Below are 15,820 nucleotides of genomic sequence, written 5' to 3'. Positions count from 1 at the left end.
AAGCTTGGACGCGAGGCGCCCTTGGAGGGCTTTGCGGGCAGAGATTGCCGGCTATCCGCCGACGCGGGACCGTCAGGCCGATATGCGCGTCCATCAAGCCCCCTATGCCACGCCGCTGCGTCCGTGATATGCCGCCGCCATCGAATGCCGGGACAGGCTGGACTGAGCCTGTTCCGGGATTGTGTGGGGTGCCTTGATGACGATTTCCAAGCCGGTTTTCGACCGTTTAGGGTTTGGCCTGTGGATCGGAGCGTTCCTGGTCGTTCTTGCCATGGTCCTGTGGTCGCCGTACACGCGGACGGTATGGAAGGCCTATATAGATGGCAGCGAGGCGCTTCTGGCCGGTCTGCCACTCTACGATACCCAATCCGAGATGGGGTATCTCTACGCGCCGGCCTTCGCCGCGCTCTACACTCCAATAGTCAAGCTCGGTCCGCATCTGGGCGGCGTGATGTGGCACTCCCTCGGGTTTGCGGTGCTGACCTATGCCGCGATGCGGCAGGTGCGCAAGCTCGGTGGTGACGAGTTGATGTGGCTGCTTTCTTTCGGCCTCTTCCTCGCTGTGCCGATGGCGCTCGGCGCGATCCGCAACGGCCAGGCGACGATCCTTTTGACCGGCGCTTGCTGGCTTCTCACATTGTCGGCGCTGGAAGGACGACGGGCGGAGACGTTCTTCTGGGCTTCGCTCGCCATCATCGCCAAGCCGACCGCGATCATAATGCTGTTGTTGGTAGGAGCCCTTCGGCTCCGGTTGATACCGGTGCTGGTGCTGGCGGTGCTGTTCGTGCTCGCACTGCCTTACGCTTTTGCTCCCGCCGGCTATCTCAACGATCAGTATCGTGTCTTCGCCCAGATGTTGACCTCCATGGCCGTCGAGAACACCAGCCATTTCGTGTCCACCGATTTCACGGCACCGTTCACCACGATAGGGCTGCCGATACCGGAATTCGGCGCAACGATCGTGCGCATGGTCATGGCCCTGCTTACGCTTTCAGCCGTCATCTGGTTCGACCGCAGGTTCGAACAGGGAAAGGCGGCGCTGGCGATCTTCCTGACGGCCACCTTCTACATGTGCGTCTTCAACCCGCGCGTCGAACCTAACACCTTTGCCATGATCGCGGTACCAGCCGGTCTTGCCATCGCCCTGTTGTGGCGCGAAGAACGGGGCGGCGTCCTCGCCTCGGTGCTGTCGATGACGCTGTTCGTGACCGGGCTGAGCGGCGTCGAGCGCCATGTGCACGATTTCCTCTTCCCCTGGTTCCGGCCGGTCGCCGTCACTTTCATCGCCGGTTCGCTGATCTGGTGGTTCTGGGCCAAGGCACGGGAAAAGGTGGTGAATGCGGGAGTCGCGAATGGCTGAGTTGCGACAGAGCCTCGATATCGTTGCGCCATTCTTCAACGAGGCGGCATCGGCATCGGCCTTCGCGCGCCTGCTAGGCGAGCTCGAAGCGGCCGTGGCACAGCGCTTCGGCATGACCGTGCACAAGATCCTGGTCGATGACGGCAGCGGTGACGATGGCGCTGGACGATTTTCGCAAGCGCTGACGGGATCGTGGGAGATCGTGCGCCTCAGCCGCAATTTCGGCAAGGAAGTCGCTGTACTCGCCGGCCTCGACCAGTCGCGCGGCGACATGGTGCTGATCATGGACGCCGACCTCCAGCATTCCCTGGACATCAGCCTGAAGCTGATCGCCGAGCTGGTGGACCATCCCGACATCGACGTCGTCTATGCCCAGAACGACCGCCGCGAGGCGAGTTGGCGGCGCAGCCAGCTTGCACGGCTTTTCTACAGCCTGATCAACAGCAGCCAGCGTTTCGACATTCCCGAAAATGCCGGCGACTTTCGCGTCATGCGCGGCGCCGTGGCGCGCGCACTGACCAGCCTGCGTGACAAGCGTCGCTTCAACAAGGGCCTGTTTGCCTGGGCGGGCTTTCGTCAGAAAGCTTTGCCCTATTCGCCGGAAGGCCGCGCCAGCGGCACATCGAAATGGAGCCGGCTCAACCTCATCGCCTTCTCGCTGGAGGGGTTCACCTCGTTCTCCGTCATTCCGCTACGCCTGATCAGTCTTAGCGGGCTGCTCGCGGCGGTGGCCGGCGCGCTCTATGGCGCCAAGGTGTTCTTCGAGGTGATCTTCTACGGCATTGCCGTTCCGGGCTACCCCAGCCTGCTGGTTGCCGTCGTTCTGCTCGGCGGCCTCAACCTGACCCTGCTTGGCCTGATCGGCGAATATGTCTGGGTGACGCTCAGCGAGAGCAAGGATCGGCCGGTCTATCTCGTGCGCGATGTCGTGCGCAGCGAGGCCCCCGCCGACCGGCCGGAGTCGGGCACTTCGAACAGATGACGCGGCGCATTCGCCTGATCGCTGACGATTACGGCCTGGCGCCTGGCGTTTCCGCCGGGATTCTCGATCTTCTCGATCGGGGGCGCCTGACCGGCACCAGCTGCATGACCGGCTTTCCCGAGTGGGCAAAGCAGGCAGAGCGCATAAAACCGCTGTGCGGCCGGGCCGCTGTCGGGCTGCACCTCACCTTGACCGACCAGTTGGCCGTCACCGGCCGGTCGGCCCTGGCGCCGGAAGGCCGGCTGCCACCGCTCCGCGCACTGGCCTTACCTGTTCTGCGCGGCCGCATCGGCGATCGCCATGTCCATGCCGAGCTTGACGCCCAGTACAGCCGCTTCGTCGAGGCGCTTGGCCGCCGCCCCGATTTCGTCGATGGGCACCAGCATGTGCATTTCCTTCCCGTCGTGCGCACATGGCTGCGCACGCGTTTTCCAGAAGGCGCCGACAGGCCGGCCCTGCGCGGCGCCCCGGCGCTGGCCGCAGGAGCGAAAGTCGCCGCGATTGCCGCGCTGGCTGCCGGGTTCAACCGCTCGATGCAGCGCGCGGGCTTCATCGTTTTCCAGCCGCTCGCCGGCATCTATGACTGGCGACAGCCCGAAAAGTTCGCTGCGGTTCTGCAGGCGGCCGTCGAAGGGTTGCCGGAGCGAGGGCTGTTCATGTGCCATCCCGGCCATGTCGACGAGACGCTGCGCGCGCGCGACACCATGCAAGATGTGCGCGAGGTGGAATTCGCGGCCCTCGCATCGGACGAATTCGGCGCTGGTCTGGCCCGCGCCGGCGTCGAGATCTTGGACGGCAAGAGATGAGCGACGCCGAGCGGCCCCCGCGTTCGACCGGCAACAAGATCGTCCGCTTTGCCATTGTCGGGCTTGCCAATACAGCCATCGACCTTGCCAGCTTCTTCCTGCTGCTCAAGCTCGGGGTTTCGCCGCTGCCCGCCAACATCGCTGCCTGGTTCATCGCCGTCACCTTCTCGTTCGTGGCGAATGGCTTCTGGTCGTTCGAGCGCAATCGAGCCATCCGGCTGCATGACGCGTTCCTTCGCTTTGCCTCGCTTGGGGGACTGATTTCGCTCGGCGTCTCCAGCCTTTCGATCGCACTGTTCGCCGGCATCGTCGGGGTGTGGGCGGCCAAGATCGGCGGTGTCGTGGTGGCGGCGGTGCTGAATTTCCTCGCCGCGCGCTGGTCGATCGAAGGCCGATTGCTGAAGTAGCGGCGAAAAACCGCCACACACTTTCCTGGAATGTCTCTATTCCGCGGGCTCTACATTGGTGTAGGCGGCTTCCTCGAGCTCGCGCTTCAGTCGCGCTTCCTCGTGGGTTTTCGGCGTGACGAAGCGGCCAAGCAGGAGATAGGCGACCGGCGTCAGGAACAGCGTCGAGACGGTGGCCAGCCCCAGTCCGCCGACGATGACCCAGCCAAGTGCGACGCGCGCCTCGGCACCGGCGCCGCTCGCCAGCACCAGCGGCAGGCCGCCGAGCACGGTGCAGATCATCGTCATCATCACCGGCCGCACGCGGATGATCGACGCCTGTTCGATCGCCTCGCGCACGCCAAGCCCGCGATCACGCAGCTGGTTGGCGAATTCGACGATCAGGATGCCGTTCTTGGCCATGACGCCGACCAGCAGCACCAGGCCGATCTGGCTGTAGGCGTTGAGACTGGTGCCGCTGAGAAGCAGTGCGAAGATGGCGCAGGCGAGACCGAGCGGCACCGTCGCCATGATGATGACGGCGCTGACGAAGCTTTCGAACTGGGCGGCAAGCACCAAAAGGATGATGACCAGGGCGAAGCCGAAGATGGTGACCATGGCGCTGTTGGTCTCGCCCAGCGTTGCCGCCTCGGCCAATGGCAGGATGCGGCTGCCTGGAGGCAGAAGCGGCGTGGCGATCTCCTCGGCGCGGGTGAGCGCATCACCAAGCGCGAAGTCGCCGCTGAGGTTGGATGTGAGGGCCACCGAGGGCTGCTGCTGTTCGCGCGACAGCGATGGCGGCACGGCGCGTTCGGTCAGCGTGGCGATGGTCGACATCGGCACGAAGCGTCCGTCGGCCGTCTTCAGGAAGATGTTTTCCAGGTCCGTCGGATCGTTGATCGGATTGGTGGTCGAGACCAGCTTCACGCCATAGCTGCGATCGGCGATGTAGACGTCGACGACGTCGTTGCCGTCGAGCATGGCCTGCAAGGTGTTGGCCAGCCCGGTGATGTCGATGCCGAGGTCGGAGGCGCGCTCGCGGTCGATGGCGACGGCGAGTTGCGGCTGCGTCGGATCGATGGACAGGCGCGGGGTCTGGAAGCGCGGGTCTTTCTGCATCTCGGCGATGATCTTCACCGCCGCATCGCCAAGCGCCTTGCGGTCGTTGCCGACCAGCGCGAACTGCAGGCCGTTGCCGGCGCCGCGGATGCCGAGGCTGTTGGGCTGCACCGGGAAGATGCGCACGCTCGGCACCTGCCTGGTCAGCCGGCTGATCTCGGCCATGATCTCCTGCTGGCTGCGGCTGCGCTCGTTCCACGGCGCCAGCGTCATCACCATGAAGCCGGAGTTGTAGGAGCCGTTCTGGCCGGCATTCTCGAAAGTGCTGCGGATCTCGCCGGAATCGCGCATCGGCTGGATCAGTTTCTCGATCTTCTGCATCTGCTGGGTGGTGTAGTCGAGGCTGACGCCTTGCGGTGCGCTGATGCGCAACAGCACGGCGGCGCGGTCCTCGGTCGGTGTCAGTTCCTGGCGGATGGTGCCGAACAAGGTGAAGGCGGTGCCGGCAAACAACACCGCGACCAGAAGCACGATCCATGGCGCATCGAGGCAGGCGTGCAGGCCGCGCTTGTAGGCCGTATTGAGCGCTCCGCCGATCCGGGCGCCGATGCCGTGACCGCCTTCGTGGTGGAGGGATGCGCTGGTCAGCATGCGCGAGGCGAGCATTGGGCACAGGGTCAGCGCCACCACGCAGGACAGAAGCACCGACATGGCGAGCACGAAGCCGAATTCGCGGAACAGGCCGCCGGTCTGGCCGGGCAGGAACGAGATCGGCACGAAGACGGCGACCAGCGTCAGCGTGGTGGCAATGACGGCGAAGAAGACCTCCTGAGCGCCGAGCACGGCCGCCGCGCGGGGCCCCATGCCTTCGTTGCGTCGTCGCACGATGTTTTCGAGCACGACGATGGCGTCGTCGACGACCAGCCCCGTCGCCAGCACCAGAGCAAGCAGGGTCAGGATGTTGACCGAGAAGCCGGCCAGATAGATGGCGGCGATGGTGCCGATCATGGCGACCGGCATCGACAGGCCAGGGATCAGCGTCGCGCGCCAGTCGAGGAGAAAGACATAGATGACGATCAGCACCATGGTGACGGACAGGCCGAGCGCGATCTCGACCTCGTGCACCGCGCCCTTGACGAAGACCGCGTCGTCGCTGGTGATCTTGATCGACATGCCCTTGGGCAGGTTTTCCTGCAGTTTGGCGACGGCGGCCTGGACACCGGTCGAGATATCCAGCGTGTTCGATTCCGCCTGGCGGATGATGCCGATGCCAATGCCGGTCTTGCCGTCCGAACGCAGCGTGGTCTGGCCGACATCGGGGCCGAGCGTGACGGTGGCGATGTCGCGGATGCGCGTCGTGCCGCCGATGATGATGTTTTCGAACTCTTCCGGCGTGGTCACGTCGGCGGTCGTGCGGACGATCAGGTCCTGGTTGGTCGTGGTGATCGAACCGGCCGGTGAATCGAAGGCGACCGAGGCAAGCGCCGCCCTGAGGTCGGCAACGGTGAAGCCGAGGCTGGCGAGCTTGTTCTGGTCGACGTCGATGCGGAAGATCTTGTCGCGGTCGCCATAGACCTGGACGTCGGCAACGCCGGGCACGGCGGCCAGTTCGTCCTCGATCTGGTCCTGGACCACCACGGTCATGTCCTGGATCGACATGTTGTCCGAAGTCACGGCCAGTCGCATCACCGGGTCGGAATTGGCGTCGGCCTTGACGATGCGCGGCGGATCGGCCGTTTCCGGCATCTGGTTGGCGACACGGCCGACGGCATCGCGCACGTCCGAGGCCGCGACATCGAGGTCGACACCATCGTTGAACTCGATGGTGACGCGGCTCGAGCCGAACGAGGAAGAAGACGAGATCGATTTGACGCCGGAGACGCGGGCGACCGCGCCCTCGATCGTGTCGGTCAGTTCGCGGTCGACAGTCTCGGCAGCCGCTCCTTCGAAGGCGGTGGAAACAGTGACGACCGCACGATCGACGTCAGGCAGTTCGCGGATTTCGACGCCGTAGAAGGCAGCGAGGCCGGCAACGGCAATGAGGGTGTTCAGCACGAAGGCCATGACCGGCCTGCGGATGAACAGCGCGGTGAAGCCGGTATCGCTGGCGTTGACGGTTCCGGTCATGAGCCTTCTGCGGCGTCCGCGGCGCGCTGCTCTTCGCCGGCGAGGACCGCGCCGCCCTCGCTGACGCTCTGGGTGCCTTCGGTGACCACCATGTCGCCGCTGTCGATCTCGGCGTCGATCAGCACCGTCTCGGTGTTGCGCTGGATGATGCGCACCGGGACCCGCCTGGCCTTGCCGTCCTCGATCTGCCAGACATAGGCGCCGTCCGACCCCCACAGGATCGCCAGCGGGCTGACGGCCGGATAGGTTTGTCCCGGAAATTTCATGGTGATGCCGAACGACATGCCGGCACGCAGCGAATCGGCCGGGTTGGCGATCTTGGCCTTGACCAGCAAGGTGCGGCTCTTTTCGTCGATGTGGTTGTCGATGGCCGAAACCGTGCCGGTATAGGCATTGCTGGGGTTGGCGATCGGCGTCGCCGTCAATTGCGCACCGACCTTGACGGCGGCGGCGAAACGTTCCGGCACCAGGAAGTCGACCAGAATGCTGGAGCGATCGTCGAGCGTGGCAATCGCCGACTGGTTGGTGACATAGTTGCCGGCGGAGATCGGCAGGATGCCGACGGTGCCGGCGATCGGCGCCAGGATCGACCGGCGCTGCAGCGCAAGTTCCGCATCCTGAAGCGCTAGCTTGGCGCCCGCCAACACCACTTCGGCGTCGGCCACGGCTACCGGAGTCGCTGCGTTGGAGGCGCGCAGCGACTTGACGCGGTCGAGCTTGGCCTGCGCATCCTGCAAGGCGAGCTTGGCCCGGTTCTGAGAGATCACTTCGGTCTCGGAATCGAGGGTCGCGAGGATCTGTCCCTTGTCGACATGGCTGCCGGATTCGACCAGCAGTTCGGCGAGGCGGCCGGAGCTGTAGGGATTGACGGTCACCGAGGCATTGGCGCGGCCGGTGCCGATCGCCTGCAGCCGATCGTTGATAACAGCCGAAGTGGCCGCCAGGGCGACCACGTTCACCCGCTGGTTGCCGTTGCGGCCGTTTGCCTGCTTGGCGTTGGCGGCACCGGTCTCAGCCGGGGGCACTGCCGCAAAAGCCCAGTCTATTCCCCAGCGTGCCAGCACGTCGTGCGCGCCCGGATAAAAGCGCAGCCAGGCGCCTGCCGCCACCACCAGCACAACCAGCGCAAAAAGTATCTGTTTCCAGGCGGCCATCGGCACTCCGGTTGGTAAAACAATCCTTCCGTCTACCGGTTCCCGAAATGAAGCAGACGCAGCGAGGCTATTATAAGGCGAAGAAGCCACCTCGATATCGCGTCTTTATGACAACTCTCCAGGAGCTGCGCACATTAAATATATGTAACGTTTGAGAAAATATGCGTAACGTTCGGGATCGTCGCTACATGCACTAACGCAGACTTTCCATCTCGCGGATGCGTTTGGCACCCTCTGCTTCCAGTTGTCTGGTGACGGCGCCGATCAGCGTTTCGGCGACGACGAACAAGGCAGCCGAAGAGTCCCATGCCGACGGCACCGCGGTTCGCCCGGCGATGACATGGCGAGCAAAGCGGGCGATCGGCGACAGCCACTGGTCGGTGAACAGGACGATCTGCACGCCGCGCTGATGCGCCTTCTCGGCGAAGCGGACGAGGCTGTCCTGATAGCGCCTGATGTCGAAGATCACCAGCACATCGCGTTTGCCCATGTCGATCAGCCGGTCGCGCCACATGCTTTCCTGGCCGGCGAGGTGGAAGACATCAGGCTGGATGACGGCGAGGTGGGCGGCCATGTAACGCGCCAGCGGATCGGTGAAGCGGCCGCCGATCAGGAAGGTCTTGCCGCGCCGGTCGGCGAGCCGGGCGGCGATGTCGGCAAGCTGCTTGTCGGACAGATGCCTGAACGTCTCGCGCATATTGTCGAGCGTCGCTTCCAGCATTGGTGACACGGTACCGCCGCCGGGCGAGGGCGGGTTGAGCGTCCTTGTCGCCGGCGATTGCAATTGCGCCGCCAGTTCGTCCTGCAGGCTCGACTGGAATTCCGGATAGTTCTGGAAGCCCAGCCTGGCAACGAAACGCAGGATCGTCGGCGAGGAGACGCCGGCCGCGGCCGAGAATTCGGCAACCGTCTTCAGGCCGATCATCGGATAGGAGGCGATCAGCGTCTGGGCCGCGCGCCGTTCGCTGGCCGGCATCGTGCCGATGCGGTCGGCGATCAGTTCGGCAATGTTGGAAATCATCTTTTCCCCATCCCTGGCTTGGCCGAAGGTCTTTTGCGAGATCGCATTTGACAAAGCCGGACAAACTGTATGAAATCATCCACAGGGACGCAATGAGGCAAAATACGTAACATACGATACAGCGCTCCCCGGGGACGGCAGACTATGGAGAAAGCACGGCCCGCCAGCCTTTCATCGTCCGATACCGTGAGGGTGACGAACCCCGGCGGATCGAGCCCTTTCGTGCTGACTTGCGATCACGCCTCGAACTTCCTGCCCGCCGAATTCGGTACGCTCGGCCTTGCCGCCGAGGACCTGTCCCGCCACATCGCCTGGGATCCAGGTGCGCTGCCGGTCGCCCGCCGCATGGCGCAGGCGCTCGACGCGACGCTGGTCGAAACCCGCATTTCGCGTCTCGTCGTCGACTGCAACCGGCCGCTGGACGCGCCCGATCTGGTACCGCCGGTCAGCGAGACAACGGCCATACCGGGCAATAGCGGCTTGTCGGAAAAGCAGCGCGCGGCCCGTGTCGCCCTGTCGTGGCAGCCTTTTCATGCCACCATCGAGCAGATTGTCGAAGACAGGCTGGCGCGCGGACAGGCGACCCGCCTGGTTTCGGTGCATTCCTTCACACCGGTCTACAAGGGCCGCAACCGGCCCTGGCATATCGGCATCATCCATGACGAGGATCGCCGGTTGGCGGCGCCGCTGATATCGGCGCTGAAGCGGCTTGCCGGCGTCACCGTCGGCGTCAACGAGCCCTATTCGCCGGCCGACCGCGTCTATTTCACGCTGGAACGCCATGCGCGCTCGCGCGGGCTTCCCTGCGCGATGATCGAAATCCGCAACGATGAAATCTCCGGCGAGACCGGGCAGCGGAAATGGGCGGATCTGCTCACGGGCATTTTTTCGGATCTGGAGCCGGAGGAGGTAAGGGGCTCCCGACAACACGCATTGGGAAAGTCAGTTCAATCGGCCAGCTAAGAACGTAAAAGGGGACCAAAAATGTCAACGCAAGACTATACGGAAGTCGACAAGAAGGAGGACCTGAAGGTACTCCACGGTATGGGCTACGCCCAGGAACTGTCGCGAAGCATGAGCCGCTTCTCGAATTTCGCCATCTCGTTCTCGATCATCTGTATCCTGTCGGGCGGCATCAATTCCTTCGCCCAGGCAACCTCGTCGGTCGGCGGCGCCGGCGCCGGCATCGGCTGGATCGTGGGCTGTGCCGTTTCCGGGTTTTTCGCCCTCGCCATGGCGCAGATCGCTTCGGCGTTTCCAACCGCCGGCGGCCTCTATCACTGGGCGTCGATCCTCGGCAACCGCTTCACCGGCTGGCTCACCGCCTGGCTCAACCTGCTCGGTCTCATCACGGTGCTCGGCGCGATCAACATCGGCACTGCGTTCTTCTTCACAGGAACGTTCGGAAGCTGGTTCGGGATGACCGGTACGCCAGGCGAAATTGTCGGCTTCGTCGCTTTCATCACGGTCCTGCAGGCCTTGCTCAATCATTTCGGCATCAAGTTGACCGCCATGTTGACCGATGCTTCCGGCTTCATCATTCTCGGAACGACCGCAGTGTTGATCGTGGCCTGTCTGGTGTTTGCGCCGGCGATCGACGTCACGCGGCTGTGGACCTTCACCAACTATTCGGGTGATGCGGGCGGCGGCGTTTTCCCGCAGACCGATTCCATGGGTTATCTGTTCCTGCTCTGCCTGCTTTTGCCGGTCTATACCATCACGGGCTATGACGCGTCGGCCCACACGTCGGAAGAGACGCTGAAGGCCGCGCACTCCGTTCCGCGGGCGATCGTCTCGTCCGTGGTCTGGTCCTCGCTAATCGGCTGGGTGATGCTTTGCGCGATCGTTCTGGCGATCCCGGATCTGGCGGCGGGCGCCAAGCAGGGCTGGAGCGTATTCTTCGCGACCATGGACGCGATCCTGCCGGTTTGGCTGAAGGAACTGCTTTATCTGGGAATCCTTATCGCGCAGTTTCTCTGCGGTCTCGCCACGGTGACCTCGGCCTCGCGTATGTTGTTTGCCTTCTCCCGCGACGGCGGCATGCCGTTCGGCTCGGCCTCGCTCGCCAAAGTCAGCCCAAGCTGGCGCACGCCGGTCAACGCGATCTGGACGGCTGCGGCCCTCGAGATCATCTATGTCTTTCTGGCCCAGTTCATCTCGATCGGGGGCACCAACATCTACACCATCGTCGTGAATTCGACGCTGGTGTTCCTGTTCCTGTCGTTCATCATCCCGATCGTGCTCGGCATGCTGGCTTTCGGAACGGCGAAATGGCCGGCTCCAGGCCCGTGGAATCTCGGCGCTGGGCTGTTCAGGCTGTTTTGCGCCCTGTCGGTCGTCGGCATGGTGATCATCTTCTACATCGCCATCCAGCCGCCGAACGACAAGGTGCTCTACATCACCATAGGTTTCATCGTGCTGACCGCCGTGCTTTGGTTCGGATTCGAGAACCGTCGCTTCCAGGGTCCGCCGATCGGTGACCAGATCGCCAAACGCAGGGCTGCCATCGCGGCCGCGGAGTTGGCGGTCGGCGAAACCGGCCACTGACATCGGCTATCATAACCATGGTCGGCATCGCGCCGGCCATGGTTTCGTTTACCCCTCTCAATCGCCAAGCGCTGGAGTGCCTAAGGAATGGCCGGAAATTTCTCGTTCGATCAGTTGAAGAAAGCGGTCTCCAGCGGCGAGATCGACACGGTGCTGGCCTGCATCGTCGACATGCAGGGCCGGCTGGCGGGAAAACGGTTCCTGGCGCAGTACTTCGTCGATTCCGCGCATGACGAGACGCATGGCTGCAACTATCTGCTGGCCGCCGACATCGATATGGAGCCGGTGCCCGGCTACAAGGCGGCGAGCTGGTCGAAGGGCTATGGCGACTTCGTCATGAAGCCGGATCTCGCCACGTTGCGGCGCATTCCCTGGCTGGAAAAGACCGCACTTGTGATCTGCGACGTGCTCGACCACCACACCCATGACGACCTGCCGCATTCGCCGCGCGCCATCCTCAAGAAGCAGGTCAAGCGGCTGACGGAGCGCGGTTATATCGGCTATTTCGCTTCCGAACTCGAATTCTATCTGTTCAACGAGACCTACGATTCCGCCCGCAAGAAGCACTGGCAGGGTCTCGACACCGCATCGCCCTATATCGGCGACTACCAGATCGGCATCACCACCAAGGAAGAAGGCGTCATGCGCCGGCTTCGCAATGAGATGGAAGCGGCCGGCATTCCGATCGAGAACTCCAAGGGCGAGTGGGGTCCGGGCCAGGAAGAGATCAATGTGCGCTATGCCGAGGCGCTCGACATGGCCGACCGCCACGTCATCCTGAAGAACGGCGCCAAGGAAATCGCCGAGTCCGAGGGCAAGGCGATTTCGTTCATGTCCAAATACAATTACGGGCTCGCCGGCAATTCCAGCCACATCCACAATTCGCTGTGGAGCGCCGACGGCAAGACACCGTTGTTCTTCGACAAAAAGGCCGACTGGACGCTGTCGACGCTTGGCCAGCAATGGGCAGCCGGGCAGCTCAAATACGCCAAGGAATTCACCTGGTTCCTGGCGCCCTACATCAACTCCTACAAGCGCTTCCAGGCCGGCACCTTCGCGCCGACCAAGATCATGTGGAGCGAGGACAACCGCACCGCCGGCTTCCGCCTGTGCGGCGAGGGCACCAAGGGCATCCGCATGGAATGCCGCATCGGCGGCGCCGACCTCAACCCGTATCTTGCTTTCGCAGCGCTGATCGCCGCCGGCCTTGCCGGCATCGACGAGAAGCTGGAATTGCAGAAGCCGTTTGTCGGCGATGCCTATCAGGCATCGCGCCTGCCGGAGATCCCGAAGACGCTGCGCGATGCCACCGAGACGCTGGCGAAGTCGAAGATGCTCAAGCAGGCGCTCGGCGAGGATGTGCTCGAACACTATGTCCACACCGCCAAGTGGGAGCAGTTCGAATACGACCGCCGGATTACGGATTGGGAGCTGCATAGAGGGTTCGAACGGTACTAGGTTGCCTGCGGACGTCACCCTACCCTCTGAAGAACGGGGAGCGGGGCGGCCGACGTTGGAGCCTGCCCTTCTCCCCGAAGGCGTCGGCAGGCGGATGAGGGGCAGCGCCACGCCATGTGTTTTTCGATTGTTGTAAAAGTGCGAGGACTTACAAAATGACCGAAACGGTCAAACTCAAATCCCCGATCGATGGCTCGATCTATGCCGAGCGGCCGATCGCGACAGACCAGGCAGTCAACGCTGCCGTAGAGCGCGCCAAGGCGGCGCAGGAGAAGTGGGCTGAGACGCCGATCGTCGAGCGCGGCAAGTACATGTTGGCCATGCTGGAAGCGCTGGTGGCGATGACCGATGAGATCGTGCCTGAGATCGCCTGGCAGATGGGGCGTCCGGTGCGCTACGGCGGCGAGTTCGGCGGCGTCAAGGAACGCACCAACTACATGGTCGAGATCGCCGAGGCGGCGCTCAAGTCGGTGCCGGCCTCCAACCCGAAGGACGGCTTTCGTCGCTATGTGAAGAAGGATCCTCTCGGCGTGGTCATGGTGATCGCGCCGTGGAACTATCCTTACCTCACCGCCGTCAACACCATCGTGCCGGCGCTGATGGCCGGCAACACCGTCATCCTCAAGCATGCCGCGCAGACGCTGCTGGTTGGGGAGCGCTTTCAGCAGGCTTTCGACAGAGCGGGCTTGCCCAAGGGCGTGTTCCAGAATCTCGTGCTCAACCACGCCCAGACCGAGAAGCTGCTCGGCTCGGGCAAGATCGACCATGTCAATTTCACCGGTTCGGTCGCCGGCGGCCGCGCCATCGAAAAAGCGGCGGCGGGCACTTTCATGACGCTCGGCCTGGAGCTTGGCGGCAAGGATCCGGCCTATGTGCTGCCCGACGCCAAGATGGACCATGCCGTCGCCAATCTGGTCGACGGTGCCTTCTACAATTCCGGCCAGTGTTGCTGCGGCATCGAACGTGTCTACGTGCACGAAAAGGTCTATGACGAATTCGTCGAAGGCTTCATCGCCGAGACGAAGAACTATGTGGTCGGCAATCCGCTCGACCAGGCGACGACGATGGGGCCGATGGCGCAGGCGCGCTTCGCCGACCTGATCCGCGAACAGAAGGCCGAGGCACTGCGCAAGGGCGCGGTGGCGCACATCAACATGAAGGTGGCGAACGACAAGGCCGGTTCGCCCTATCTGGCGCCGGAAGTGCTGACCAATGTCGATCATCAGATGAGCGTCATGCGCGAGGAGAGTTTTGGACCGATCGTCGGCATCATGAAGGTGCGCAACGACGAAGAGGCGATCGCGCTGATGAACGACAGCCCCTACGGACTGACGGCCTCGATCTGGACGCGCGATACCGAGCATGCGGTGGCGATCGGCAACCGCGTCGAGACCGGCACGGTGTTCATGAACCGCTGCGACTACCTCGACCCGGCCTTGGTCTGGACCGGTGTCAAGGACACCGGCAAGGGCGCGGGCTTGTCGGCCATCGGCTATGACAATCTGACGAGGCCGAAATCATTCCATCTGCGCGAAGCCATCTGATTTATTGAAAGACAAAAATGTCCAAGCTGATCTCCAAATGGAACTACCCCACAACCGTCCGCTTCGGCGCTGGCCGCATCAAGGAATTGCCGGAAGTGCTGGCGGCCACCGGTATCAAGCGGCCGCTGTTCGTCACCGATCCGGGCCTGGCGAAACTGCCGGTCGTCGCCTCGACCCTGAAGATACTCGACGATGCCAAGGTTCCGTACGGCGTGTTCTCTGAAGTCAGACCGAACCCGGTCGAATCCAATCTCACCGCCGGCATCGCCGTGTTCAAGAAGGGCAAGCATGACGGCGTCATCGCCTTCGGCGGCGGCTCGGCGCTCGATCTCGGCAAGCTGATCGCCTTCCAGGCCGGGCAGACGCGGCCGGTGTGGGACTTCGAGGATGTCGACGACTGGTGGACGCGCGCCAATTCCGATGCGATCGCGCCGATCATCGCCGTGCCGACCACCGCCGGAACCGGATCGGAGGTTGGGCGCGCCGGCGTCATCACCAATGAGGCGACGCACACCAAGAAGGTCATCTTCCATCCCAAATTGTTGCCGGCCATCGTCATCGCCGATCCGGAACTGTCGGTCGGCATGCCCGGCTTCATCACAGCCGGCACCGGCATGGATGCGCTGGCCCACTGCCTCGAAGCCTATTGCGCGCCGGGCTACCATCCGATGGCCGACGGCATCGCTGTCGAAGGTGTGAGGCTGGTCTTCGAGAACCTGCCGAAGGCCTATGCCAACGGCAAGGATCTCGTGGCGCGCGCCCATATGATGAGCGCTGCCGCGATGGGCGCCACCGCCTTCCAGAAGGGGCTGGGCGCCATCCACTCGCTGTCGCATCCGGTCGGCGCGCTCTACGACACCCATCACGGCATGACCAATGCGGTGTTCATGCCCTATGTGCTGGCCTTCAATCGCGACTCCATCGAGGAGCGTATTGCCCGGCTCGCCGCCTATTGCGGCATCAAGGGCGGTTTCGACGGCTTCGCCAAGGCGATCATCAAGCTGCGCAAGGAATTGAAGGTGCCGCATGCGCTGCCCGGCCTGATCAAGGGGCTCGACATGGACAAGAAGCGCAAGGCGCTGATCGCCGACATGGCGGTGGTCGATCCGACCGCCGGCGGCAACCCGGTCAAGCTGACCAAAAAGGCGGCGATGACCCTCCTCGAAAACGCCATCGCCGGAACGATCTGAGGCGTTTTCGGTACAGGAAAGTGATCTGAAAAGGGGCTGCAAAAACAAGGGGGAGGATGACGGGCAAGGCAGAAACTAGTTAGCCGGAAAAAGAATCGCGAAGCGATTGCTACATCAGGTTAAAAAGAGTTTACTTTTTCGCACTGCGAGCAGCCGGTTTCATAAAGCTTTCATCTGGCTGTCACA

12 protein-coding genes are annotated in these 15,820 nt (G+C 63.2%); 9 read left to right on the top strand and 3 right to left on the bottom strand.

Annotated elements, in window-relative coordinates; genetic code table 11:
- Positions 1-196: 196 nt before the first annotated feature.
- The 4 genes from EOA19_RS07185 to EOA19_RS07170 are packed head-to-tail and all read left to right on the top strand — an operon-like array spanning position 197 to position 3,555.
- A complete protein-coding gene (locus tag EOA19_RS07185) occupies positions 197-1,360 on the top strand; it encodes a glycosyltransferase 87 family protein (protein ID WP_128303155.1) in 1,164 nt (387 codons plus the stop codon).
- Positions 1,353-2,342 carry a glycosyltransferase gene (locus EOA19_RS07180; protein ID WP_128303154.1) on the top strand — a complete coding sequence of 330 codons (990 nt, stop codon included), beginning with the start codon at positions 1,353-1,355 and terminating at the stop codon, positions 2,340-2,342. Before EOA19_RS07185 ends, EOA19_RS07180 begins: the two co-directional genes overlap by 8 nt.
- The gene (locus EOA19_RS07175) at positions 2,339-3,148 is read left to right on the top strand and encodes a ChbG/HpnK family deacetylase (protein ID WP_128303153.1); all 810 of its coding nucleotides are present in this window, start codon (positions 2,339-2,341) and stop codon (positions 3,146-3,148) included. The genes EOA19_RS07180 and EOA19_RS07175 overlap by 4 nt, the downstream gene beginning before the upstream one ends.
- The gene (locus EOA19_RS07170) at positions 3,145-3,555 is read left to right on the top strand and encodes a GtrA family protein (RefSeq protein ID WP_128303152.1); all 411 of its coding nucleotides are present in this window, start codon (positions 3,145-3,147) and stop codon (positions 3,553-3,555) included. Before EOA19_RS07175 ends, EOA19_RS07170 begins: the two co-directional genes overlap by 4 nt.
- A gap of 36 nt (positions 3,556-3,591) precedes the next feature.
- Here the strand turns inward: EOA19_RS07170 and EOA19_RS07165 are convergent, their stop codons facing one another.
- The 3 genes from EOA19_RS07165 to EOA19_RS07155 all read right to left on the bottom strand — a co-directional run bounded on the left by EOA19_RS07165 (position 3,592) and on the right by EOA19_RS07155 (position 8,895).
- Entirely contained in the window at positions 3,592-6,720 is a 3,129-nt protein-coding gene (locus tag EOA19_RS07165; protein ID WP_128303151.1) for an efflux RND transporter permease subunit, read from the bottom strand.
- Positions 6,717-7,874: an efflux RND transporter periplasmic adaptor subunit gene (locus tag EOA19_RS07160; RefSeq protein ID WP_128303150.1), complete on the bottom strand. Its 1,158-nt coding sequence runs from the start codon at positions 7,872-7,874 to the stop codon at positions 6,717-6,719. The genes EOA19_RS07165 and EOA19_RS07160 overlap by 4 nt, the downstream gene beginning before the upstream one ends.
- A gap of 193 nt (positions 7,875-8,067) precedes the next feature.
- Complete coding sequence (locus EOA19_RS07155) at positions 8,068-8,895, bottom strand: MurR/RpiR family transcriptional regulator (RefSeq protein ID WP_128303149.1); 828 nt, start codon at positions 8,893-8,895, stop codon at positions 8,068-8,070.
- Between the two features lie 144 nt (positions 8,896-9,039).
- Between EOA19_RS07155 and EOA19_RS07150 the strand changes: the two genes are divergently transcribed.
- The 5 genes from EOA19_RS07150 to EOA19_RS07130 all read left to right on the top strand — a co-directional run bounded on the left by EOA19_RS07150 (position 9,040) and on the right by EOA19_RS07130 (position 15,634).
- Positions 9,040-9,858: an N-formylglutamate amidohydrolase gene (locus EOA19_RS07150; RefSeq protein ID WP_128303148.1), complete on the top strand. Its 819-nt coding sequence runs from the start codon at positions 9,040-9,042 to the stop codon at positions 9,856-9,858.
- A 21-nt stretch (positions 9,859-9,879) separates the two neighbouring features.
- Positions 9,880-11,442 carry an amino acid permease gene (locus EOA19_RS07145; protein ID WP_128303147.1) on the top strand — a complete coding sequence of 521 codons (1,563 nt, stop codon included), beginning with the start codon at positions 9,880-9,882 and terminating at the stop codon, positions 11,440-11,442.
- An 87-nt stretch (positions 11,443-11,529) separates the two neighbouring features.
- Positions 11,530-12,900 (top strand): glutamine synthetase family protein, encoded by a 1,371-nt coding sequence (locus tag EOA19_RS07140; protein WP_128303146.1) that lies wholly within the window; start codon positions 11,530-11,532, stop codon positions 12,898-12,900.
- Between the two features lie 155 nt (positions 12,901-13,055).
- A complete protein-coding gene (locus EOA19_RS07135) occupies positions 13,056-14,444 on the top strand; it encodes an aldehyde dehydrogenase family protein (protein WP_128303145.1) in 1,389 nt (462 codons plus the stop codon).
- A gap of 17 nt (positions 14,445-14,461) precedes the next feature.
- Positions 14,462-15,634 carry an iron-containing alcohol dehydrogenase gene (locus EOA19_RS07130; protein WP_128303144.1) on the top strand — a complete coding sequence of 391 codons (1,173 nt, stop codon included), beginning with the start codon at positions 14,462-14,464 and terminating at the stop codon, positions 15,632-15,634.
- Positions 15,635-15,820: the final 186 nt, after the last annotated feature.

Origin of the sequence: Mesorhizobium sp. M7A.F.Ca.US.010.02.1.1, assembly GCF_004023085.1 — a bacterium.
GTDB lineage: Bacteria > Pseudomonadota > Alphaproteobacteria > Rhizobiales > Rhizobiaceae > Mesorhizobium.
The sequence above is the reverse complement of the archived record's forward strand: the minus strand, read 5'-3'. Positions and strand labels throughout refer to the sequence as shown.